Here is a 23,866-nt window from a genome sequence, read left to right as displayed (position 1 = left end):
CAGCGGATTCTGCGATCAAGCCTAAACTCAAACGTAACGGATCGTTGCAATACAGCGGAGGTCACAAACAGCCATACAGTCGTGTTGCCACCATCCATTGTGTACAATCGCGCTGTTTTTTACGCGATACTTGCCAGCGACCTACTGTGCCGTATTACAGTCACGGTCTATTCGCCGCAGTTCTCCCGACTCGAGTGCCCATGAACGAACAGTTGCAACCCCTCAAGAAACAACCGCGAGCAGGCAAAGCCGGCCGCAGCGGAACCCAGGACGATATTGTCTACGCGCATATCTTCGAGGCCATCCTCGAACAGCGTCTGGCGCCCGGCACAAAATTGAGCGAAGAAGCGCTGGGGGAAATCTTCGGGGTCAGCCGCACCATCATTCGCCGCGCGCTCTCGCGTCTGGCCCATGAAGGCGTGGTGCTGTTGCGGCCGAACCGTGGCGCCGTCGTCGCCAGCCCGAGTGTTGAAGAGGCGCGTCAGGTGTTTCTCGCTCGCCGTCTGGTCGAGCGTGCGATCACAGAGTTGGCCGTGCAACACGCCACCGCCGAGCAGATTGCCGAGTTGCGCCAGATGGTCAACGACGAGCGCGACAGCTTCTCGCGCGGTGATCGCGGCGCCGGTATTCGTCTGTCGGGCGAATTCCACCTGAAACTGGCAGAAGCGGCGATGAACGCCCCGTTGATCAGCTTCCAGCGCAGCCTTGTTTCGCAGACGTCGCTGATCATTGCCCAGTACGAAAGCGGCAACCGCTCGCACTGCTCGTATGACGAACACACCCAGTTGATCGACGCGATCGAGAAGCGCGACGGTGAGCTGGCGGTGAATCTGATGATGCATCACATGGATCACATCGACAGCAAGCTCAATCTCGACGAGGAAGGCGCGTCGGATGATCTGCATGCGGTGTTCTCGCATTTGTTGCAGACCAAGAAGCCGGGGCGCCCTGCGGCCAAGCTCTAAATGACACCGAGTCGCCCCAATCGCTGGCAAGCCAGCTCCCACAGGGAGTTGTGGGGTTCACCAAATCTGCGATACATCGAGAAACCTGTGGGAGCTGGCTTGCCAGCGATAGCAATCTGACAGGCAACAAAAAATCCCCCGGGGTACACACCACCGGGGGATTTTTTATGCCTTGGAAAAGCTTAGCGCTGATGCACCAAAGCACCTGCCGCATACGTCTGCTGCACCGTGCGGTCATCGCCCAGTGTCATCAACACAAACAACGTCTCGGCAATATTGTTGGCCTGCTTCAAGCGATAGCTCAGCAGCGGCGTAGCGTTGTAATCCAGCACCAGGAAGTCAGCATCCGAACCCGGTTGCAGGTTGCCGATCTTGTCTTCCAGACGCAGCGCCCGCGCGCCGCCCAGCGTCGCCAGATACAGCGACTTGAACGGGCTCAGTCGCGCACCTTGCAGTTGCATCACTTTGTACGCTTCGTTCAGTGTTTGCAGCAGCGAGAAACTGGTGCCGCCACCGACGTCAGTGCCCAGACCGACATTGAGTTTGTGCTTCTCGGCCATCGGCAAGTTGAACAGACCGCTGCCGAGGAACAAGTTCGAGGTCGGGCAGAACGAGATCGCCGAGCCGGTTTCCGCCAGGCGCGCGCATTCGTCGTCGCACAGGTGCACGCCGTGGGCGAATACCGAGCGCTCGCCGAGCAATTGGTAGTGATCGTAAACGTCGAGATAGCCTTTACGCTCCGGGAACAGCTCCTTGACCCACTCGATTTCCTTGAGGTTTTCGCTGATGTGGGTCTGCATGTACAGATCCGGGTATTCGCTCAGCAGTTGCCCGGCGAGGGTCAGTTGTTCCGGAGTACTGGTCGGCGCGAAGCGTGGAGTAACTGCATAGTGCAGGCGACCCTTGCCGTGCCAGCGCTCGATCAGCGACTTGCTTTCGACGTAGCTCGATTCGGCGGTGTCGGTCAGGTAGTCCGGCGCGTTGCGGTCCATCATCACCTTGCCGGCGATCATGCGCAGGTCGAGCTTTTCGGCGGCTTCGAAGAACGAGTTTACCGACTGCGGGTGCACGCTGCCGAAGACCAGCGCGGTGGTGGTGCCGTTGCGCAGCAGTTCCTTGATGAAAATGTCCGCGACCTCATCGGCGTGGGCCTTGTCGCCGAACTGGCTTTCGCACGGGAAGGTGTAGGTGTTCAGCCAGTCGAGCAATTGCTCGCCGTAGGCACCGACCATGCCGGTTTGCGGCAGGTGAATGTGGGTGTCGATGAAGCCCGGGGTAATCAGCGCGTCTTTGTAGTGCTCGATTTCGATGTCCGCCGGCAGGGTCGGCAGCAAATCACTGGCGTGGCCAAGGGCGCTGATCTTGCCGCCATCGACCACCAGCAGGCCATCCTCGAAATATTCGTAGGAGGCTTCGATCCCGACTTCGGCGGGGTCGGCGATGCTGTGCAGGATGGCGGCGCGGTAGGCTTTGCGAGTCAGAGGCATGAGGGTTCTCTAATCAGTTTGAGGCTTTGAGTTTGGTCGCCTGACTGCGCCGCGAAACCGGCAGCAGTTTGGCAATCGGTTCGGCGCTGGCAGTCTGCTGGCCGAAGTTGGCGTTGTAGGTGGCGATGATTTCGCCGGCGATGGAGATGGCGATTTCCACAGGCAGTTTGCCTTTGACTTCGCCGATGCCCATCGGGCAGCGCATGCGTTGCACGACGCCGCTGTCGAAACCGCGATCACGCAAACGGTGTTCGAACTTCGCGCGTTTGGTCTTCGAACCGATCAGGCCGAAGTAGGCGAAGTCGTTGCGCTTGAGGATCGCGGCAGTGAGTTCAAGGTCGAGCTGATGGTTGTGGGTCATGACGATGCAATAACTGCCGGCGGGCAGCTCATCGATTTCATCCACAGGCTCTTCGGAAACGATTTTACGCACGCCGTGGGGGATCTGTTCGGGGAATTCGGCCTCGCGCGAATCGATCCAGCGCACCCGGCAGGGCAGGCTGGCGAGCAGCGGCACCAAAGCGCGGCCAACGTGACCGGCACCGAACACGGCGATTTGCGCCTGCACCTGGCCCATCGGTTCGAACAGCAACACGGTGGCGCCGCCGCAGCACTGGCCCAGGCTGGCGCCAAGGCTGAAGCGCTCCAGATGAGTGTCCTGCTTGCCGCTGGCGAGCATGTCGCGGGCGATCTGCATGGCTTTGTATTCCAGGTGCCCGCCACCAATGGTGTCGAAGCTCTGGTTCGCGCTGATGACCATTTTCGAACCGGCGTTACGTGGCGTCGAGCCGAGTTCTTCGATGATCGTCACCAGCACACAGGGTTCGCCCTGGTTCTGCAGGTCGGCGAGGGCGTCGATCCAGTTGTACATAGTTCACCCCTACAACATCGTTGTCTGTTCGGGCCTCATCGCTGGCAAGCCAGCTCCCACAGGATTTGCGGTGTAACGCCTATCGGTTAAACGCCACAAAAACCTGTGGGAGCTGGCTTGCCAGCGATTGGCCGCGCCTCGGTCTTTAGAGCGGAGCCAGTTCGGTTTCAGCTTCAACGGCTTTCACCGCTTTGAGCTGACGCATCTGCTCACACCCCCACAACACCCGCTCCGGCGTCGCCGGCGCATCGATCTGCGGCTGATGCTTGTAATCACCGAGGCTCGCCACCGCATCCTTGATCGCACACCACGAAGCAATCCCGAGCATGAACGGCGGTTCACCGACAGCCTTGGAATGGAACACGGTGTCTTCCGGGTTCTTGCGGTTTTCCACCAGTTTCACCCGCAGATCCAGAGGCATGTCCGCCACCGCCGGGATCTTGTAGCTGGCCGGGCCGTTGGTCATCAGCTTGCCTTTGTTGTTCCAGACCAGCTCTTCCATGGTCAGCCAGCCCATGCCCTGGATGAAGCCACCCTCGACCTGACCGATGTCGATGGACGGGTTCAGCGAGGCGCCGACGTCGTGAAGAATGTCGGTGCGCAGCATCTTGTACTCGCCGGTCAGGGTGTCGACGATCACTTCGCAGCACGCCGCGCCGAAGGCGAAGTAGTAGAACGGACGCCCACGCGCCTGGCTGCGGTCGTAGTAGATTTTCGGAGTCTTGTAGAAGCCAGTGCTCGACAGCGACACCTGATTGAAATACGCCTGCTGGATCAGCGCTTCAAAGGTCAGGATATGGTCGCGAACACGCACATGGCCGTTGTGGAATTCAACGTCTTCTTCAGTGACTTTGTAGTGACGGGCAGCGAATTCGATCAGGCGTTTCTTGATGATTTCCGCCGCGTTCTGTGCCGCTTTACCGTTCAAGTCGGCACCGCTCGACGCTGCCGTCGGCGAGGTGTTCGGCACCTTGTCGGTGTTGGTCGCGGTGATCTGCACACGATCGATTTCGACCTGGAACACTTCGGCCACGACCTGCGCGACTTTGGTGTTCAGGCCCTGACCCATTTCGGTGCCGCCATGGTTCAGGTGGATGCTGCCATCGGTGTAGATGTGGATCAGCGCGCCGGCCTGGTTCAAGAAGCTGGCGGTGAAGGAAATACCGAATTTCACCGGGGTCAGCGCCAGGCCTTTTTTCAGGATCGGGCTGTTGGCGTTGTAGCGACGAATGGCTTCGCGGCGCTCGTGGTACTGGCTGCTTTCTTCCAGTTCGGCGGTCATCTCTTCGAGCATGTTGTGCTCGACGGTCTGGTAGTAGTGGGTGACGTTGCGTTCGGTCTTGCCGTAGTAGTTGGCCTTGCGCACGGCAAGTGGGTCGAGCTGCAGGTGACGGGCAATCGCGTCCATCACTTCCTCGATCGCGACCATGCCTTGCGGACCACCGAAACCACGGTAAGCGGTGTTCGACGCGGTGTTGGTCTTGCAGCGGTGACCATTGATGGTCGCATCGCCGAGGTAGTACGAGTTGTCCGAGTGGAACATCGCCCGGTCAACGATCGACGCGGACAAGTCCGGCGAGCAGCCGCAGTTGCCGGCCAGATCCATGTTGATCCCGTGCAGGCGCCCGGTGCTGTCGAAGCCGACGTCGTATTCGACGTAGAACGGGTGACGCTTGCCGGTCATCAGCATGTCTTCGACGCGTGGCAGGCGCATCTTGGTCGGCTGACCGGTGAGGTGCGCAACCACCGCGCACAGGCACGCCGGGCTGGCGGCTTGAGTTTCCTTGCCGCCGAAGCCACCGCCCATGCGGCGCATGTCGACGACGATTTTGTTCATCGACACGTCGAGCACTTCGGCGACCAGTTTCTGCACTTCGGTCGGGTTCTGCGTCGAGCAGTAGACGATCATGCCGCCGTCTTCGGTCGGCATCACTGAAGAGATTTGCGTCTCCAGATAGAAGTGTTCCTGGCCGCCAATGTGCAGCGTGCCTTGAATGCGATGTTCAGCGGTCGCCAGTGCCGAGACCGAATCGCCGCGCTGGTGGGTGTGGCTGTCGAGCACGAAATGGCGTTTGCGCAGGGCTTCGACGACGTCCAGCACCGGCTCGAGATCTTCGTATTCGATGATCGCCGCCATCGCGGCTTTGCGCGCGGTTTCCAGATCTTTCGCGGCGACGGCGAGCACTGGCTGACCGACGAATTGCACGTCATCGATGGCCAGCAGCGGGTCGCCCGGCAACAATGGGCCGATGTCTTTCAGGCCCGGCACGTCTTCGTGGGTGATGGCGATGCGCACGCCTTCGAAGGCGTAGCACGGCGAGGTGTCGATGCTGATGATTTTCGCGTGGGCGCGGTCCGACAGGCGTGCGTACAGGTGCAACTGGTTGGGAAATTCCAGGCGGTCATCGATGTACTGCGCCTCACCAGACACGTGCTTGGCGGCGCTGTCGTGCTTGACGCTGCGGCCGACACCTGTGGTCAGGTCCTTGGCGAACAATTCAGCCAGTTCAGCTTGAGTTTTCTCTACGCCGTGATGGTTAGACATAAGCGGTCACCCGAGTCTCGATGTGCGGTGTTTGCAGTTCGATGAAGTATTTGCGCAGTAGGTTCTGCGCGCTGAGCAGGCGATATTCCTTGCTGGCGCGGAAGTCCGAGAGCGGGGTGAAATCTTCCGCCAGCGCAGCGCAGGCGCGCTCGACCACGGCGTTGTTGAACGGCGCACCGATCAGTGCGGCTTCACAGTGGGCGGCGCGTTTCGGGATCGCGGCCATACCACCGAACGCCATGCGCGCATCGGTGATTACGCCGTTTTCGACGCGCAGGTTGAACGCGGCGCAGACGGCGGAGATGTCATCGTCCAGACGCTTGGAGACTTTGTAGGCGCGGAACAGTTGCTCGGCGCTGGCGCGCGGCACGATGATCTTCTCGATGAATTCACTTTCCTGACGGGCGGTGACTTTGTAATCGATGAAGTAATCGTCGAGGTTCAGGGTGCGGCGGGTTTCGCCTTTGCACAGCACCACCTGCGCGCCGAGGGCGATCAGCAGCGGTGGCGAATCACCGATCGGCGAGGCGTTGCCGATGTTGCCGCCGAGGGTGCCCTGGTTGCGGATTTGCAGGGAGGCGAAGCGGTGCAGCAGTTCGCCGAAGTCCGGGTACTCGGCGTTCAACGCTTCGTAGCAGTCGGAGAGGGCGGTGGCAGCGCCGATTTCGATGCGGTCGTCGAAGGTGTCGATGCGCTTCATTTCGGCGACGTTGCCGACATAGATCATCACCGGCAAAGTGCGGTGGAACTGAGTGACTTCCAGTGCCAGATCGGTGCCGCCGGCGAGCAGGCGCGCTTGTGGGTACGCGTCATAAAGGTCGGCCAGATCAGCGACGGTCAGCGGCACCAGGCAGCGCTTGTCGCCGCTGTTGAGTTCGCCGATATCGGTCGGCGCGATGGCTTTCAGGCGGGCGATGGTCTCCGCTTCGCGGGCATCGAACTGATCCGCTTGCTTGCCGCAGCAGGATTGTTCGGCAGCGGCCAGAATCGGCCGGTAGCCAGTGCAGCGGCAGAGGTTGCCGGCCAGCGCTTCGTGGGCCTTGGCCTGATCCGGTGCATCGCTGTTCTTTTGCAGGGCGAACAGCGACATGACGAAGCCGGGGGTGCAGAAACCGCACTGCGAGCCATGGCACTCGACCATGGCTTTCTGCACGCTGTGCAGTTCGCCTTGGTGTTTGAGGTCTTCCACGCTGATCAGTTGTTTGCCGTGCAACGACGACACAAAGGTCAGGCACGAGTTGAGGCTGCGATAGCGAATGTGTTCGCGGCCAGCGTCATCCGTCTGTAACTCGCCGACCACCACGGTGCAGGCGCCGCAGTCACCGCTGGCGCAACCTTCTTTGGTGCCGGACTTGCCCACGTGGTCACGCAGGTAATTGAGCACAGTCAGATTCGGGTCCAGGGCGTGCTCGCTACGGAGTTCCTGGTTAAGTAAAAACTGGATCACGGAAGGCCTCGCAGACTCATTATTGTTGTTAACCGACGTGAACCGAATTTAGCAGGTCTGACTTTTCGGTCAATGGTTTTCTGACTTAAAGGTCAGGAAAATGCGTTTCGTCGATCAACTACGTGTCTATTCAGTATTGACCCTCATTGGATCCCCTGCTTTTTTGCGGGAATCGTGCCAAAAACCGCTGAGTGGGCACTCCGCCATGACCGTGCATTTGCGCTACACTGCGCCGCTTGTGCAGATCGATAGAGTTTGAAGGACAACCATGACGTTCAAGGCGCCGGACAGCCTCGCCGAGCAAATCGCTCACCACCTCGCCGAACGCATCATTCGTGGCGAAATGAAGCCGGGAGAGCGCATCCAGGAACAGAAGGTCACGCTGGCGCTGAACGTCAGCCGCGGTTCGGTCCGCGAAGCCTTGCTGATCCTCGAACGCCGCCACCTGATCGCGATCCTGCCGCGTCGTGGCGCGCACGTCACCGAACTGACGCCGCACAAGGTGCAGAGCCTATGCACGCTGATGAGCGAGTTGTACATCCTGCTCGGCAATTCGGTGGCCAATGGCTGGCAAGTGCAGTCGGACATGGCGCCGTTCGTGCAGATCCAGCAGCGCCTGACCGCCAGCTACGAGCGTCAGGACATCCGCAGCTTCGTCGATGAAAGCTTCGCCGTGATGCGCGCCGCCTATCCGTTCGCCAACAACCCGTACCTGCAAGAGACCGTCGAGAACCTGCAACCGGCGATGAGCCGCGCCTACTTCCTCGCCCTCGAACAGCGCAAGGCTTCAATGAGCGAGTTCCTCGAACTGTTCGAACGCCTGCTGGCCGCCGTGCTTGCCCGTGATTTACCGCAGATCCGCATCGTGCTGACGGCTTATGCCCAGCGCAGCTGCGATCTGGTGGTTTCCGCCCTGACGGTTGCCTAAGCGTGCGGCTCAAGTGCATCAAACTGGCGGGATTCAAATCCTTCGTCGACCCGACCACGGTGAACTTCCCCAGTAACATGGCGGCGGTTGTCGGGCCGAACGGTTGCGGCAAGTCGAACATCATCGACGCCGTACGCTGGGTGATGGGCGAAAGTTCGGCGAAGAACCTCCGTGGCGAGTCGATGACCGACGTCATCTTCAATGGCTCGACCAGCCGCAAACCGGTGAGTCAGGCCAGTATCGAACTGGTCTTCGACAACTCCGATGGCACCTTGCTCGGCGAGTACGCGGCCTACGCGGAGATTTCCATCCGCCGCAAAGTCACTCGCGACAGCCAGACCACCTATTACCTCAACGGCACCAAATGCCGTCGTCGCGACATCACCGATATTTTCCTCGGCACCGGTCTCGGCCCGCGCAGCTATTCGATCATCGAGCAGGGGATGATCTCCAAGCTGATCGAGTCCAAACCCGAAGACCTGCGTAACTTCATCGAAGAAGCGGCCGGCATCTCCAAGTACAAGGAGCGTCGCCGCGAGACCGAAAACCGTATCCGCCGCACCCACGAAAACCTCGCGCGTCTGACTGACCTGCGCGAAGAACTCGAGCGTCAACTCGAGCGCCTGCACCGCCAGGCCGAAGCGGCGAAGAAGTATCAGGAATTCAAAGCCGAGGAGCGTCAGCTCAAGGCGCAACTGTCGGCCTTGCGCTGGCAGGATCTCAACGATCAGGTCGGCCAGCGCGAGTCAATCATCGGTACCCAGGAAATCAGTTTCGAAGCCTTGGTTGCTGAGCAGCGTAATGCGGATGCGGCCATCGAACGCCTGCGTGACGGTCACCATGACCTGTCCGAGCGCTTCAATCTGGTGCAGGGGCGCTTCTATTCGGTCGGCGGCGACATCGCCCGGGTCGAACAGAGTATTCAGCACGGCCAGCAACGTCTGCGGCAGTTGCAGGACGACTTGAAAGAAGCCGAACGCGCACGCCTGGAAACCGAATCGCACCTGGGCCACGACCGTACGTTGCTGCTGACCCTCGGCGAAGAGCTGGACATGCTCACTCCCGAACAGGAAGTCACCAGCGCTGCCGCCGAAGAGGCTGCTGCCGCGCTGGAAGATTCCGAATCCGTCATGCACGGCTGGCAGGAGCAGTGGGACGCTTTCAACCTGACCGCTGCCGAACCGCGTCGTCAGGCCGAAGTGCAGCAGTCGCGCATCCAGCAGTTGGAAACCAGCATGGAGCGTCTCGCCGACCGGCAAAAACGTCTCGGCGAAGAGCGCGCGTTGCTTTCGGCTGACCCGGAAGACGCGGCGATCATGGAACTCAACGAGCAGCTCGCCGAGTCGGAAGCGACCCTCGAAGACCTGCAGACCAGCGAAGAAGCGCAGGTCGAAAAGCTTGAACAACTGCGTCAGGAATTGCAGCAGGCGTTGACCGCGCAACAACAGGCGCAGGGCGATTTGCAGCGTCTTAACGGTCGCCTCGCGTCCCTCGAAGCCTTGCAGCAAGCTGCGCTCGACCCGGGCACCGGCACCGCCGAATGGCTGAAGGAACACAACCTCGCCGAGCGCCCGCGCCTGGCCGAAGGCCTGAAGGTTGAGGCCGGTTGGGAATTGGCGGTGGAAACCGTGCTCGGCGCTGACCTGCAAGCGGTGCTGGTCGACGATTTCAGCGGTTTCGATTTATCCGGTTTCACCCAAGGCGATCTGCGCCTGCTCAGCCCGGCCAGCGATGGCGTGCGCGTCGCTGGCAGCTTGCTCGACAAGGTCGACGCGCAGATCGATCTGTCGCCGTGGCTCGGTCAGGTCAAACCGGTCGACAGCCTTGAACAGGCTTTGGCCTTGCGCGGGCAGTTGAGCGCTGGCGAGAGTTTGATCAGCCGCGACGGTTACTGGGTCGGCCGGCATTTCTTGCGCGTGCGCCGGGCCAGCGAAGCGGAAAGCGGCATGCTCGCCCGTGGCCAGGAAATCGAAGCGCTGCACCTCGAACGCGAAGAGAAAGAAGCCACGGTCGAGGCCATGGAAACCCGTCTGCAAACCCTGCGCGCACAACAGCGTCAGCAGGAAAACGGCCGCGAACATTTACGTCGTTTGCTGCAAGACGAAGCGCGTCAGCAAGGTGAACTGAAAGCGCAGTTATCTGCCGGCAAAGCCAAGGCCGAACAGTTGACGCTGCGTCGTACCCGTCTTGATGAAGAGCTGGTCGAGCTCGGCGAACAGCGCGAACTCGAGCACGAACAAATCGGCGAAGCGCGCATGCAATTGCAGGAAGCGCTGGATGCCATGGCGCTGGACACCGAGCAACGCGAATTGCTGTTGGCTCAGCGCGACAGCCTGCGCGAACGCCTCGACCGCGTGCGTCAGGAAGCGCGGCAGCACAAGGATCACGCCCATCAATTGGCCGTGCGTCTTGGCTCATTGCGCGCGCAGCACGACTCCACGCGCCAGGCGCTGGAGCGTCTGGAAATGCAGGCCGAGCGTCTGACGGAAAAACGCGAACAGTTGAGTCTGAACCTGGAGGAGGGCGAGGCACCGCTGGAAGAGCTGCGTCTGAAACTCGAAGAACTGCTCGACAAGCGCATGACCGTCGATGAAGAACTCAAGACCGCGCAGATCGCTTTGGAAGATGCCGATCGCGAATTGCGCGACGCGGAAAAACGCCGGACTCAGGCCGAGCAGCAATCGCAGCTGATTCGCGGCCAACTCGAACAGCAGCGTATGGAATGGCAAGCCCTGACCGTGCGCCGCAAAGCCTTGCAGGATCAATTGCTCGAAGACGGCTACGATCTCAACGGCGTGCTCGCGACATTAACCGCGCAAGCCAGTGAACGCGAAGCCGAAGAAGAACTCGAACGCATCAATGCGCGGATTCAGCGCCTGGGTGCGATCAACCTCGCGGCCATCGACGAATACACGCAACAGTCCGAGCGTAAACGTTATCTGGATGCGCAGGATGCCGATCTGGTTGAAGCGCTGGAGACACTTGAGAACGTAATCCGCAAGATCGACAAGGAAACTCGTAACCGCTTCAAAGATACCTTTGATCAGATCAATGGTGGTTTACAGGCGCTTTTCCCAAAAGTTTTCGGTGGCGGGCGCGCGTATTTGGAACTGACGGGCGAAGATCTACTCGATACAGGGGTAACGATCATGGCGCAGCCGCCAGGGAAGAAGAACAGCACCATCCATTTGCTCTCCGGCGGGGAAAAAGCCCTGACCGCACTGGCACTGGTTTTTGCCATCTTCAAGTTGAACCCGGCGCCGTTCTGCATGCTCGATGAAGTTGACGCACCGCTGGATGACGCTAACGTTGGACGCTACGCACGCTTGGTTAAGGAGATGTCGCAGACCGTGCAGTTCATCTATATCACCCACAACAAGATCGCCATGGAAATGGCCGAGCAGTTGATGGGCGTGACGATGCATGAACCGGGTTGTTCGCGACTGGTAGCCGTGGATGTCGAGGAGGCGATGGCGATGGTGGACGCCTGAGTCAGCGTGGTGTCGGAAAGGTAATTTGGTGTTGTAGGACTTTTTTACCGGGTTCGACTTGCTGGCCAATCGACATATTCGCGCAAGCCAATGAGACAGACGGTGTAAAGTTGTCTTTGGTCGTGCTAGTTTAATGTCAATTTTTCGTATACGTGGGCAAAACGCCTGTCAGAACATAGAGTTGGCGCCACGTTTTAAAGCGGTTTGCACAATGTAAACCCCTTATTTTTCAGCATTTTTTATAGAGGCACGGGATTACATGGAAATCGGTCTGCGCGAGTGGCTGATCGTCATCGGCATCATTGTGATAGCCGGTATTCTTTTCGATGGCTGGCGCCGTATGCGCGGCGGCAAGGGAAAACTGAAATTCCGTCTTGACCGAAGTCTGTCCAACCTGCCGGACGAGGACACCAGCGCTGAGCTGTTGGGCCCGGCCCGTGTTCTGGACAACCATAAAGAACCACAGCTGGACGAACACGATCTGCCGTCGGTGAGCATGCCGGCCCGCGAAGCACGCGAGCCTCGCGAATCCGGTTCGAAACGTGGCAAGCGTGGCAGCAACGGTCCGGCGCAGGGTGACCTGAACCTCGACCTGGATCTGGACGGCGGCCCGAGCTTCAGCAGCCGTGACGACGATTTCGCCGAAGACACCAAGCCTTCGCCGGCGGTGGTCGACAAAGACCAGCCGCAAGCTGAAGAAGTGCTGGTGATCAGCGTGATCTGCCGTGACGCTGCCGGTTTCAAAGGCCCGGCATTGTTGCAGAACATCCTCGAAAGCGGTTTGCGTTTCGGCGAGATGGATATTTTCCACCGTCACGAAAGCATGGCCGGCAACGGTGAAGTGCTGTTCTCCATGGCCAATGCGGTCAAGCCGGGCATCTTCGATCTGGACGACATCGACCATTTCAGCACCCCGGCGGTGAGCTTCTTCCTCGGCCTGCCAGGCCCGCGTCATCCGAAGCAAGCCTTCGACGTGATGGTGGCCGCAGCTCGCAAGCTGTCGCAGGAACTGAACGGCGAACTGAAAGATGATCAGCGCAGCGTCCTGACCGCGCAGACCATCGAGCACTACCGTCAGCGCATCGTCGAGTTCGAACGCCGCGCCCTGACCCAGAAGCGCTAAGGCCAAGATCAAAAGATCGCAGCCTCGTTTCACTCGACAGCTCCTGCAGGAATGATTTCTGTAGGAGCTGCCGAAGGCTGCGATCTTTTGCTTCTGCTGCCAGAGATAGATGAATTAGAGCAGCCTCGGCTGCTCTTTTGCTTTATGAGAGAACACCCATGACCGCCGCCAAAAACCGCATTCTCGAGCTGCGCGCTGAACTCGATCAGCACAACTACCGTTACCACGTCCTCGACGAGCCGAGTATTCCGGATGCCGAGTACGACCGGTTGTTCCACGAGCTCAAGGCGCTGGAAGCGGCCAACCCGGAGCTGATCACCAGCGACTCGCCAACTCAGCGCGTCGGCAGCGTGGCGCTGACCGCGTTCACTCAGGTGCGTCACGAAGTGCCGATGCTCAGCCTCGGTAACGCCTTCGAAGAAACCGACATGCGCGAATTTGATCGCCGCGTCACCGAAGGTCTGGATCTGCCGGCCGGCGATCTGTTCGGCGGCAGTGCGGCGGTGGAGTACAGCTGCGAACCGAAACTCGATGGCCTGGCGGTCAGTCTGCTTTATCAGGATGGTGTGCTGGTACGCGGCGCCACGCGCGGCGACGGCACCACCGGTGAAGACATCAGCGTCAACGTGCGCACCGTGCGCAACATCCCGCTGAAATTGCACGGCGAAGGCTGGCCGGCGACCCTGGAAGTGCGCGGTGAAGTGTTCATGTCCAAGGCTGGTTTCGAGCGTCTTAACGCCTCGCAACTGGAAGTCGGCGGTAAGACCTTCGCCAACCCGCGCAACGCCGCCGCCGGCAGCTTGCGTCAGCTCGATTCGAAGATCACCGCCAACCGTCCGCTGGAATTCTGCTGCTACGGCATCGGCCAGGTTTCCCACGACATCTCCGACACGCACATCGGCAACCTCAAGCAGTTGCAGAAGTGGGGCATGCCGATCAGCCACGAGCTGAAACTGGCCAAGGGCATCGGCGAATGCCTGGACTACTACCGCGACATCGGCGAGCGCCGTAACTCGCTGGCTTACGAAATCGACGGCGTGGTGTTCAAGGTCAACAGCATTGCCGACCAGCGCGAACTGGGCTTCCGCGCCCGCGAGCCGCGCTGGGCGATTGCGCATAAATTCCCGGCGATGGAAGAACTCACGGAACTGCTCGACGTCGAGTTTCAGGTTGGCCGTACTGGCGCTGTTACGCCGGTGGCACGATTGAAACCGGTCAAGGTTGCCGGCGTCACCGTGGCCAACGCCACGCTGCACAACATGGATGAAGTCGCGCGTCTGGGCCTGATGATCGGTGACACCGTGATCATTCGCCGCGCCGGTGATGTGATTCCGCAAGTAGTGCAAGTGGTCATGGATCGCCGTCCGGAAAACGCGCGCGCGGTACAGATTCCAGAGAGCTGCCCGGTGTGCGGCTCGCACGTCGAGCGCACGCAACTGATCAAACGCAGCAAGGGCAAGGAAACCGTCAGTGAAGGCGCTGTGTATCGCTGCGTGGGTCGACTGGCCTGTGGCGCGCAACTGAAGCAAGCGATTATTCACTTCGTCTCGCGCCGAGCGATGGACATCGAAGGCCTGGGCGACAAGAGCGTTGAGCAGTTGGTCGATGAAGGTCTGGTCAGTTCGCCGGCCGATCTGTATGCGCTGAAGTTCGATGACATCGTCGATCTGGAAGGTTTTGCCGAAGTCTCCAGCAACAAGTTGCTCGCGGCCATTGAAGACAGCAAGAAACCGGGGCTGGCGCGTTTCATCTATGCGCTGGGCATTCCCGATGTCGGTGAGGAGACGGCCAAGGTGCTGGCGCGCTCGCTGGGTTCGCTGGAGCGTGTGCAGCAGGCGCTGCCGCAAGTGCTGACCTACCTGCCGGATGTCGGTCTGGAAGTAGCGCACGAGATTCACAGCTTCTTTGAAGATGCGCATAACCAGCAGGTCATCACCGAGTTGCTGGGGCATGGTTTGCAAATTCAGGATCAGGGTGAGCTGGGCGCCGAGTTTGCCGCCAGCACCACACTGGGTGGCTTCCTCGACAAGCTGCACATTCCCTCGGTCGGCCCCGGCGGCGCGCAGAAACTGGCGGACAAGTTCGGCTCGCTGGAAGCGGTGATGAATGCTGACTGGCTGGACATGCGTCAGGCCTTGCCGGAGAAGCAGGCGAATTCGGTGCGCGAGTTTTTTGCACTGCCTGAGAACCGGCAACTGGCTGAGGCATCCGAAAAGCAACTGCGCGATTTCGGCATGCACTGGCAGAGCGAGAAGAAAATCGTCGAAGGTTTGCCGCTGTCCGGCGAGACCTGGGTGCTGACCGGCAAGGTTGAGTTGATGAGCCGTGATGTCGCCAAGGAACACCTGGAAAGCCTTGGCGCCAAGGTTGCCGGCTCCGTGTCGGCGAAGACTCATTGTGTTGTTGCAGGCCCCGGCGCCGGCTCCAAACTGACCAAGGCCAATGAGCTGGGCGTGAAGGTGATGGACGAAGAAAGCTTTATCGCCTTCCTCAAAACCCATGGCCTGAACGTTTGATCGTTCCCACGCTCCCGCGTGGGAATGCCGCCCCGGACGCTCCGCGTCCGCTGTGACGCGGAGCGTCACGGGATGCATTCCCACGCAGAGCGTTGGAACGATCAGCTCGCAAGAATGATCTAGTCTTGGCAAGCCCCAGGGAGAGATCGCCATGCACCGCTTTTTCGAGCAGCTCAGTTCCCGCATCATCGCGCCGTTCATGGGCGAATCCTCACGCAACAGCAAAGTCTGGCCGTGCCGCTGCGGCCAGTCGCTGTTCTTTCGCAACAGCCAGTGCCTGGCGTGTAATGCCTTGCTCGGTTATCAACCCGAAGAAAGCCGCCTGACCTCGCTGCAACCGGGGCCCTACGAGGGCACCTGGACGCTCGACGCCGATCCCGACTCGGGATTGTTCCGCCGCTGCGCCAACCTCGACACAGCCGCCGCGTGCAACTGGCTGCTGCCAGCCAACGACCACGACAGCCTGTGCATCGCTTGCAGACTCAACCGCACCATCCCCGACCTGTCCGACCCGGACAACCCTGAGCGCTGGCGCAAAGTCGAAATCGCTAAACGGCGTCTCGTCGCGCAACTGATTACCCTCGGCTTGCAGGTCATCCCGAAAACCGTCGATGAAGACACAGGGCTGGCCTTCGATTTCATCGGCGTCGACCTTGAAGGCAACGCGCCGATGATCGGCCACGCCAACGGCCTGATCACCCTCGACATCAAAGAAGCCGACGACGCCCACCGCGAGCAGGTGAGGGCGGCGATGCACGAACCCTATCGCACACTGCTCGGGCATTTTCGTCATGAGGTCGGGCATTACTACTGGGATCGCCTGATCGCCAACGGCCCGTGGCTCGGCTCATTCCGCAACCTGTTCGGCGACGAGCGCGCCAGTTACGCCGAGGCGCTCGATCGTCACTATCAGCAAGGCGCGCCACTCGACTGGCCGCAGCACTACGTCAGCGCCTACGCAACCATGCATCCGTGGGAAGACTGGGCGGAAACCTGGGCGCATTACCTGCACATGATGGACGCCGTGGACACCGCGCTGGGTTTTGGCATGAGCGCGCGGGAAATGGATTTTGATTACCAGCCGTTTCCCACCAGCACGCTGTACGACCCGGAGCATCCCGGTGGCGAGGCGTTTCTGTCGTTCGTCAACGCGTGGATCGAACTGGCCGGGATGCTCAATGAGCTGTCACGCAGCATGGGCCAGCCGGATTTCTATCCGTTCGTGCTGCCGGCCCCGGCGATTGCCAAGCTGCACTTTATTCATCTGGTGATCCAGCAGGCGGGCGGCAAGGCGGATGAAGTTCTGGCCCTGTAGGCGCTGCCGCTGGCTGCGATCTTTATGTCCTTGAACCCGTTCATATTTTTAATCTGCAACCAACGGTTGTAACTTCGTCTCAGATAGGTACAATGGCGCGGCTCGCCGACAGGCAAGCGTCGTTATGGTGACCCCATCGGTCCCCCCGCAACGATTACCCGTGAACCTGGTCAGAGCCGGAAGGCAGCAGCCACAGCGGGAACATTGTGTGCCGGGGTGTGGCTGGTGGGGTTACCACCTTAACGAACAATCGAACGCTTCAACCAGAACTGCATGGGTTTCGCCCACTGCGGTTTTTTTGTGCTTGCGATTTGTCAGGTCGGCACAAATCCCTTGTAGGAGTGAGCCTGCTCGCGATGGCGGTGTGTCAGTCAGTTCATTTTTGGGAGACAGGACGCCATCGCGAGCAGGCTCACTCCTACAGGGGTTATGGGGTGTTTTCAGAGCTGCCGGTATAGAGCCGGATAATCTCATCAATCTCCCCCGACATTTTCATTCGCAGCAACGTGCGCAAGATCCGCTGCACCGGTACCTTCGGGTCATTCCTCACATAGCAACCCACCTTCTGCTCCTGCAACACGGCGACACCTTGCAGTTGCTGCTCAGGCATCAACCGCTGATTAAACCAGTCCAGCGTCCACTGATTACTCACCGCATAGCGATAACGCCCGGCCAGCAGCTTCTCCAGCACCTGCTCTTGGTTGCGCGCATCTTCACGCTGAAGTTGGTCAGCGTCGAACAGCGGTTGCAGGGTAGGGTAGGTATAACCAAGCACGGTGCCGATGGACTGGCGGGGCAGGCGGGCGGGATCGGCGCTGGCCGGTTGATCCTTGCGGCTGATCAATAGATCTCGCTGAAACAGCAGCGGGATGCTCCAGATGTAATCCCCCGACTGATTCGGCAGCCACGACTGTGCGGCATAGCAGCGCACGTCGATCTCGCCATGCTCCATGGCGGTCTGCACGCGAGCGCGGGGCAGGACGTGAAACTCGGCCGGTACGCCGACCTGCGTGGCCAGGCTGAGCATCAGGTCGTAAAGGATGCCCTGGGTCGGGCGGCCGCGTTCGTATTGCACCATCGGCATCGCCCAGCTGTCGGGCATGGCGAAGCGCAACGGGGTTTCCGCTGCCGTTACGCTCAGGCTGATTCCCAGCAGTGCCCCCAAGGCCCAACGCATAAACGCTCCGGTAATTCCCGATCCCGAGCCGATAAAAGCCTCTGCTGATGCAGCTTAGCCATATTAGACGAGGACACCGGATGCAATTTTGCCCTTGCTCCGCTAGCATTAGCCGCTTCAGCTTCCTTCGTTGCGACGGTTTTCGATGAGTTATCAGGTTCTTGCACGTAAATGGCGTCCGCGCTCGTTCCGCGAAATGGTCGGCCAGACCCATGTGCTCAAGGCTCTGATCAATGCCTTGGACAGCCAGCGGCTGCACCACGCGTACCTGTTTACCGGTACGCGCGGGGTGGGTAAAACCACGATTGCGCGGATCATTGCCAAATGCCTGAACTGTGAGACAGGTATCACTTCCAGCCCGTGCGGCGAGTGCTCGGTGTGCCGTGAAATCGACGAGGGTCGTTTCGTCGACCTGATCGAGATCGACGCCGCGAGCCGCACCAAGGTCGAAGACACCCGTGAACTGCTCGACAACGTGCAGTACGCGCCAAGCCGTGGGCGCTTCAAGGTCTACCTGATCGACGAAGTGCACATGCTTTCCAGTCATTCCTTCAATGCGCTGCTGAAAACCCTCGAAGAGCCGCCGCCGTACGTCAAGTTCATCCTGGCGACCACTGACCCGCAGAAACTTCCGGCAACGATTTTGTCGCGCTGCCTGCAGTTCTCGCTGAAGAACATGACACCGGAGCGTGTGGTCGAGCATTTGACCCACGTTCTCACTGCCGAAAACGTGCCGTTCGAGGACGATGCATTGTGGCTGCTCGGTCGCGCCGCTGACGGTTCGATGCGTGACGCCATGAGCCTGACCGATCAGGCCATCGCCTTCGGTGAAGGCAAGGTTCTCGCTACCGACGTGCGGGCGATGCTCGGCACGCTGGATCACGGTCAGGTCTATGACGTCCTGCATTCGTTGATCGAAGGCGACGCCAAGGCGTTGCTCGAAGCCGTGCGTCACTTGGCTGAGCAAGGCCCAGACTGGAACGGCGTGCTCTCGGAAATTCTCAACGTATTGCACCGGGTGGCCATCGCTCAGGCGTTGCCGGAAGGCGTCGACAACGGGCACGGTGACCGCGATCGCGTGTTGGCATTGGCGCAGGCCTTGCCGGCCGAAGATGTGCAGTTCTATTACCAGATGGGGTTGATCGGTCGTCGCGATTTGCCGCTGGCGCCGGATCCGCGCGGTGGTTTCGAAATGGTCCTGTTGCGGATGCTGGCCTTCCGGCCGGCAGATACGGCGGACGCCCCGAGGCAACCGCTAAAGCCAGTGGGGATCAGCCAGGCCACAGTTGATTCCGCAAACTCCGTGGCTGCCGCGCCTAAACCTGCGCCGGTAGTCGCTGCGGCTGTTGCGCCGACGCCTGCTGCAGCGCCTGCGCCAGTGGCTGCATCTGCACCGGCTCCCGAGCCGGCGCCGGTTGCTCCTGTTGCCGCGCCAGAACCTGAGCCAGCGCCTGTCGTCGCTGAAGAAGTCGTCGACCTGCCGTGGAATGACCCGGTTGAACCCGAGTCAGAGCCCGAACCAGCGCAGCAACCCGCCGTCGAACCGGTGCTGGAAACCGCCGCCGAGCAGCCCGAGTTGCCGCCGATGCCGCTGCCGACCCCGGACAGCGTCGTTCCGGAGGCCCCTGAGTGGGCCGCCGCGCCGATCCCCGAGCCGTCAGTCGCCGACGTCGATGCCGCTACCCCGGGCATGGACATGGACGATGAGCCGCCGCTGGATGAGGATTACATCGAGCCGGACATGGACTCGGCGTACAGCTATCTCGACGAACTGGCCAGTGAGCACGCCGCCGAGCCTGCCCCGGAACCCGAGCCAGAACCGGCTGCGGCACCGGCCACCGGTCTGGCGTTGCAATGGCTGGAGCTGTTTCCGAAACTGCCGATTTCCGGCATGACCGGCAGCATCGCCGCCAACTGCACGTTGATCGCCGTCGATGGCGACCATTGGCTGATGCACCTTGACCCGGCGCACAGCGCACTGTTCAACGCCACGCAGCAGCGGCGTCTGAACGATGCGTTGAACCAGTTCCACGGTCGCACGCTGAGCCTGACCATCGAGCTGATCAAGCCCGAGCAGGAAACCCCGGCCCAGGCCGCGTCCCGTCGCCGTGCCAACCGTCAGCGCGAAGCGGAGGAATCGATTCACGGCGATCCGTTCATCCAGCAGATGGTTCAGCAGTTCGGCGCGGTGGTGCGACACGATACTATTGAACCTGTCGACGCCTTGGTCGCCCAAGGCTAATAACTGAGGGTGCTCGGCCGCGCTGGCCGGGCGCTGTTTTGATCCAAGTACTTTGAGGTGATTCCCATGATGAAAGGTGGCATGGCCGGCCTGATGAAGCAGGCGCAGCAGATGCAGGAAAAAATGGCCAAGATGCAGGAAGAACTGGCCAACGCCGAAGTCACCGGTACGGCCGGCGGCGATATGGTCACCGTGGTGATGACCGGTCGTCACGACGTCAAAAGCGTGAGCATCGACCCAAGCCTGGTCGAAGGCATGAGCGAAGATGACAAAGAGATGCTGGAAGCGGTTATCGCCTCTGCCGTCAACGACGCTGTGCGCAAGATCGAAAAAAACAGCCAGGATAAAATGGGCAACATGACCGCCGGCATGAACCTGCCAGCCGGTATGAAACTGCCATTCTGATTCGCCAATCGGCGGCAGATGAGCTACACAAAATGCCAGGCATTGCGCCTGGCATTTTTGTTTCTGACTGATCGTTCCCACGCTCTGCGTGGGAATGCAGCCCGGGACGCTCCGCGTCCCAAGTACAGAGCCGAACGCGGAGCGTCCGTTGAGGCATTCCCACGCGGAGCATGGGAACGATCAATCCCGGCCATCTGAATAAACATCGAACGCGCAAAAGCCTCAACGGTCTGCTCCCTATACCCGCTGAATTCACCATTCACAGGAGACGCTGACATGTCCGACCCTCTTACTCTCAACCAACGCTTCGTCCTCGCCTCACGCCCGGTCGGTGCGCCGACCCCGGAAAACTTCCGCCTCGAACGCGAAGCGCTGCCGGATCTTGCGGACGGTGAGGTGCTGCTGAAAACCCTCTATCTGTCCCTCGACCCCTACATGCGCGGACGCATGAGTGACGCGCCGTCCTACGCTGCCCCGGTACAAATCGGCGAAGTGATGACCGGCGGCGCGGTCAGCCGTGTCGAGGATTCGCGTCATCCGAAATTCCATAAAGGCGATCTGGTGGTTGGCGCCACCGGTTGGCAGAGCCACAGCATCAGCGACGGCCGCAACATCATTCCGATCCCGGCCGGGCTGCCGAGCCCGTCGATGGCGCTGGGTGTGCTGGGTATGCCGGGGATGACCGCGTACATGGGCTTGATGGACATCGGTCAACCCAAAGAGGGCGAAACGCTAGTCGTCGCTGCGGCATCCGGCGCGGTCGGCTCGGTGGTCGGACAAGTGGCGAAGATCAAAGGCCTGCGCACGGTCGGTGTGGCCGGCGGAGCCGAGAAGTGCAAATACGTGGTCGAGGAACTGGGTTTCGATGCCTGCATCGATCACAAGGCTACCGACTTTGCCGAGCAATTGGCCAAGGCCTGTCCTGATGGCATCGACATCTATTACGAGAACGTCGGCGGTCATGTGTTCGATGCCGTGGTGCCGTTGCTCAACCCCAAGGCGCGCATTCCGCTGTGCGGCCTGATCGCCGGTTACAACGCTTCCGAAGCGCCGCAAGGCCCGGATCGTCTGCCGATGCTGCAACGCACCCTGCTGACCAAGCGCGTGCGCATTCAGGGCTTCATCGTGTTCGACGACTACGGTGATCGTCAGCCGGAATTCATCAGCCATATGGTGCCGTGGGTGCGCGACGGCAAGGTGAAATTCCGCGAAGACGTGGTGGAAGGTCTGGAGCAGGCACCCGAGGCGTTTATCGGCCTGCTGGAGGGGCGCAACTTCGGCAAACTGGTGGTGAAGGTTGCCCAGGACTGAGTATTTGACGCTGGCCGGAGGCGCGGGTATAAACCGCGTCTCGTTGTTTTGTCGGACTTTTTACCCATGAGCTTCAGCCCTTTGATTCGCCAACTGATCGACGCCTTGCGCACTTTGCCGGGCGTGGGTCAGAAAACCGCCCAGCGCATGGCGTTGCAGATGCTCGAGCGTGACCGCAGCGGCGGCTTGCGTCTGGCCCAGGCCCTCAGCCAGGCCATGGAAGGGGTCGGCCACTGCCGCCAGTGCCGCACGCTGACCGAAGACGATCTGTGCCCGCAATGTGCCGACACCCGCCGTGACGACACGCTGTTGTGTGTGGTGGAAGGGCCGATGGACGTGTATGCGGTCGAGCAGACCGGCTTCCGTGGCCGCTACTTTGTGCTCAAGGGGCATTTGTCGCCGCTTGATGGCCTGGGACCTGAGGCGATCGGCATTCCGCAGTTGATGACGCGAATCGAAGAGGCGGGAACGTTTACCGAAGTCATCCTCGCAACTAACCCGACCGTGGAAGGTGAGGCGACGGCGCATTACATCGCCCAGCTGCTGAGCAACAAAGGCCTGATCGCTTCGCGGATCGCTCACGGCGTGCCGTTGGGCGGGGAGCTGGAACTGGTCGATGGCGGCACGCTGGCGCATTCGTTTGCCGGGCGGAAACCGATTTCCCTCTAATAAAAATCAAAAGATCGCAGCCTTTGGCAGCTCCTACCTTGGAACGCGTTTCCCTGTAGGAGCTGCCGACGGCTGCGATCTTTTGATCTTCTGTACCTTGTAAACCAAGCAAGCGCTCGGTTAAGTTCGGCGGACCCTTCCGTGGAGCTCGCCCATGCCCGCCTTTCAGGAATACTTCGACCCCAGCCACCAATTGGTTCGCGACAGCGTCAGACGTTTCGTCGAACGCGAGATCCTGCCGGACATCGATCAATGGGAAGAAGCCGAAAGTTTCCCCCGCGAGCTGTACTTGAAGGCTGGTGCGGCGGGCATTCTCGGCATCGGCTATCCCGAAGCTCTCGGAGGCAGTCATGAAGGCGATCTGTTCGCCAAGGTTGCCGCCAGTGAGGAATTGATGCGCTGTGGCTCTGGCGGCCTGGTAGCGGGGCTGGGATCGCTGGATATCGGTCTGCCACCGATCGTCAAATGGGCGCGCCCCGAAGTGCGTGAGCGCGTTGTGCCGCAAGTGCTCAGCGGCGAAAGGATCAGCGCCCTGGCGGTCACCGAACCCGGCGGCGGCTCCGACGTCGCCAACCTGCAAACCCGCGCCGTGCGCGACGGCGATGTCTATCGCGTCAGCGGCAGCAAAACCTTTATCACCAGTGGCGTACGCGCTGATTTCTACACCGTCGCGGTGCGTACCGGTGCGCCGGGGTTTGGCGGTATCAGTCTGTTGTTGATCGAAAAGGGCACGCCGGGCTTCACCGTCGGCCGTCAGTTGAAAAAAATGGGCTGGTGGGCGTCGGACACTGCCGAATTGTTCTTCGACGACTGCCATGTACCTGTGGGCAATCTGATCGGCGCCGAGAACATGGGCTTCGCCTGCATCATGGGCAACTTTCAGAGCGAACGGCTGGCGTTGGCGTTGATGGCCAACATGACTTCACAGCTAGCGCTGGAAGAGAGTCTGAAATGGGCGCGCGAGCGTGAAGCGTTTGGCAAGCCGATCGGCAAGTTTCAGGTAATCAAACATCGCTTGGCGGAGATGGCCACGGCGCTGGAAGTGTCGCGGGAGTTCACTTACCGGCAAGCGGCGAAGATGGCGGCGGGGCAGAGCGTGATCAAGGAGATTTCCATGGCGAAGAACTTTGCCACGGACACCTCGGACCGGATTACCACGGAGGCGGTGCAGATTCTTGGCGGGTTGGGTTACATGCGCGAAAGTCTGGTGGAGCGGCTGTATCGGGATAACCGCATTCTGTCGATTGGCGGCGGGACGCGGGAGGTGATGAACGAGATCATCAGTAAGCAGATGGGGCTTTAAAGGCAAAAGATCGCAGCCTTCGGCAGCTCCTACAGGGAAACGCACATTCCAATGTAGGAGCTGCCGAAGGC

General features: G+C 60.4%; 16 protein-coding genes and 1 other RNA gene. 12 read left to right on the top strand and 5 right to left on the bottom strand.

Going from position 1 to position 23,866, the window contains the following annotated elements:
* The first annotated feature begins 200 nt into the window (after positions 1 to 200).
* Positions 201 to 965, top strand: a complete 765-nt coding sequence (locus tag ACM6JQ_RS06010; RefSeq protein ID WP_007918375.1) for a GntR family transcriptional regulator — start codon at positions 201 to 203, stop codon at positions 963 to 965.
* A 182-nt stretch (positions 966 to 1,147) separates the two neighbouring features.
* On the opposite strand, the gene guaD is transcribed toward ACM6JQ_RS06010, so the two are convergent.
* The 4 genes from guaD to xdhA form a co-directional block, all read right to left on the bottom strand.
* Positions 1,148 to 2,452, bottom strand: coding sequence for a guanine deaminase (gene guaD / locus ACM6JQ_RS06005; protein ID WP_414893393.1), 1,305 nt, complete (start codon positions 2,450 to 2,452; stop codon positions 1,148 to 1,150).
* Positions 2,453 to 2,465: 13 nt separating this feature from the next.
* Entirely contained in the window at positions 2,466 to 3,323 is an 858-nt protein-coding gene (xdhC, locus tag ACM6JQ_RS06000) for a xanthine dehydrogenase accessory protein XdhC (protein ID WP_095111812.1), read from the bottom strand.
* A gap of 145 nt (positions 3,324 to 3,468) precedes the next feature.
* Positions 3,469 to 5,868 carry a xanthine dehydrogenase molybdopterin binding subunit gene (xdhB, locus tag ACM6JQ_RS05995; protein ID WP_414893392.1) on the bottom strand — a complete coding sequence of 800 codons (2,400 nt, stop codon included), beginning with the start codon at positions 5,866 to 5,868 and terminating at the stop codon, positions 3,469 to 3,471.
* Positions 5,861 to 7,315: a xanthine dehydrogenase small subunit gene (gene xdhA, locus ACM6JQ_RS05990; RefSeq protein ID WP_414893391.1), complete on the bottom strand. Its 1,455-nt coding sequence runs from the start codon at positions 7,313 to 7,315 to the stop codon at positions 5,861 to 5,863. Before xdhA ends, xdhB begins: the two co-directional genes overlap by 8 nt.
* 268 nt (positions 7,316 to 7,583) lie before the next feature.
* Here xdhA and ACM6JQ_RS05985 point away from each other — a divergent pair, with 268 nt between their 5' ends.
* The 6 genes from ACM6JQ_RS05985 to ffs all read left to right on the top strand — a co-directional run bounded on the left by ACM6JQ_RS05985 (position 7,584) and on the right by ffs (position 16,919).
* Positions 7,584 to 8,243, top strand: a complete 660-nt coding sequence (locus ACM6JQ_RS05985) for a GntR family transcriptional regulator (RefSeq protein WP_007918384.1) — start codon at positions 7,584 to 7,586, stop codon at positions 8,241 to 8,243.
* 2 nt (positions 8,244 to 8,245) lie between these two features.
* Complete coding sequence (smc, locus tag ACM6JQ_RS05980; protein ID WP_414893390.1) at positions 8,246 to 11,734, top strand: chromosome segregation protein SMC; 3,489 nt, start codon at positions 8,246 to 8,248, stop codon at positions 11,732 to 11,734.
* Positions 11,735 to 11,993: 259 nt separating this feature from the next.
* Positions 11,994 to 12,857: a cell division protein ZipA gene (zipA, locus tag ACM6JQ_RS05975; protein ID WP_007916269.1), complete on the top strand. Its 864-nt coding sequence runs from the start codon at positions 11,994 to 11,996 to the stop codon at positions 12,855 to 12,857.
* Between the two features lie 158 nt (positions 12,858 to 13,015).
* Positions 13,016 to 15,373: an NAD-dependent DNA ligase LigA gene (gene ligA, locus ACM6JQ_RS05970; RefSeq protein WP_414893389.1), complete on the top strand. Its 2,358-nt coding sequence runs from the start codon at positions 13,016 to 13,018 to the stop codon at positions 15,371 to 15,373.
* Between the two features lie 151 nt (positions 15,374 to 15,524).
* Positions 15,525 to 16,688 carry a putative zinc-binding metallopeptidase gene (locus ACM6JQ_RS05965; RefSeq protein WP_414893388.1) on the top strand — a complete coding sequence of 388 codons (1,164 nt, stop codon included), beginning with the start codon at positions 15,525 to 15,527 and terminating at the stop codon, positions 16,686 to 16,688.
* A 134-nt stretch (positions 16,689 to 16,822) separates the two neighbouring features.
* Positions 16,823 to 16,919: signal recognition particle sRNA small type (ffs, locus tag ACM6JQ_RS05960), an RNA gene on the top strand.
* Positions 16,920 to 17,115: 196 nt separating this feature from the next.
* Here ffs and ACM6JQ_RS05955 read toward each other — a convergent pair.
* A complete protein-coding gene (locus ACM6JQ_RS05955; protein WP_414893387.1) occupies positions 17,116 to 17,865 on the bottom strand; it encodes a substrate-binding periplasmic protein in 750 nt (249 codons plus the stop codon).
* 145 nt (positions 17,866 to 18,010) lie between these two features.
* On the opposite strand from ACM6JQ_RS05955, the gene dnaX reads away from it, so the two are divergent.
* The 5 genes from dnaX (at position 18,011) to ACM6JQ_RS05930 (ending at position 23,795) form a co-directional block, all read left to right on the top strand.
* Positions 18,011 to 20,107, top strand: a complete 2,097-nt coding sequence (dnaX, locus tag ACM6JQ_RS05950; RefSeq protein WP_414893386.1) for a DNA polymerase III subunit gamma/tau — start codon at positions 18,011 to 18,013, stop codon at positions 20,105 to 20,107.
* 66 nt (positions 20,108 to 20,173) lie between these two features.
* Positions 20,174 to 20,512, top strand: coding sequence for a YbaB/EbfC family nucleoid-associated protein (locus ACM6JQ_RS05945; protein ID WP_095111805.1), 339 nt, complete (start codon positions 20,174 to 20,176; stop codon positions 20,510 to 20,512).
* 276 nt (positions 20,513 to 20,788) lie between these two features.
* A complete protein-coding gene (locus ACM6JQ_RS05940) occupies positions 20,789 to 21,823 on the top strand; it encodes an NADP-dependent oxidoreductase (RefSeq protein WP_007918336.1) in 1,035 nt (344 codons plus the stop codon).
* Positions 21,824 to 21,889: 66 nt separating this feature from the next.
* Positions 21,890 to 22,492, top strand: coding sequence for a recombination mediator RecR (recR, locus tag ACM6JQ_RS05935; protein WP_007918335.1), 603 nt, complete (start codon positions 21,890 to 21,892; stop codon positions 22,490 to 22,492).
* Between the two features lie 154 nt (positions 22,493 to 22,646).
* Positions 22,647 to 23,795, top strand: coding sequence for an acyl-CoA dehydrogenase family protein (locus ACM6JQ_RS05930; RefSeq protein WP_414893385.1), 1,149 nt, complete (start codon positions 22,647 to 22,649; stop codon positions 23,793 to 23,795).
* Positions 23,796 to 23,866: the final 71 nt, after the last annotated feature.

This window comes from Pseudomonas sp. IT-232MI5 (assembly GCF_949767845.1).
Taxonomy (GTDB): Bacteria; Pseudomonadota; Gammaproteobacteria; order Pseudomonadales; family Pseudomonadaceae; genus Aquipseudomonas.
This window is presented reverse-complemented; position numbering and strand designations above follow the sequence as displayed.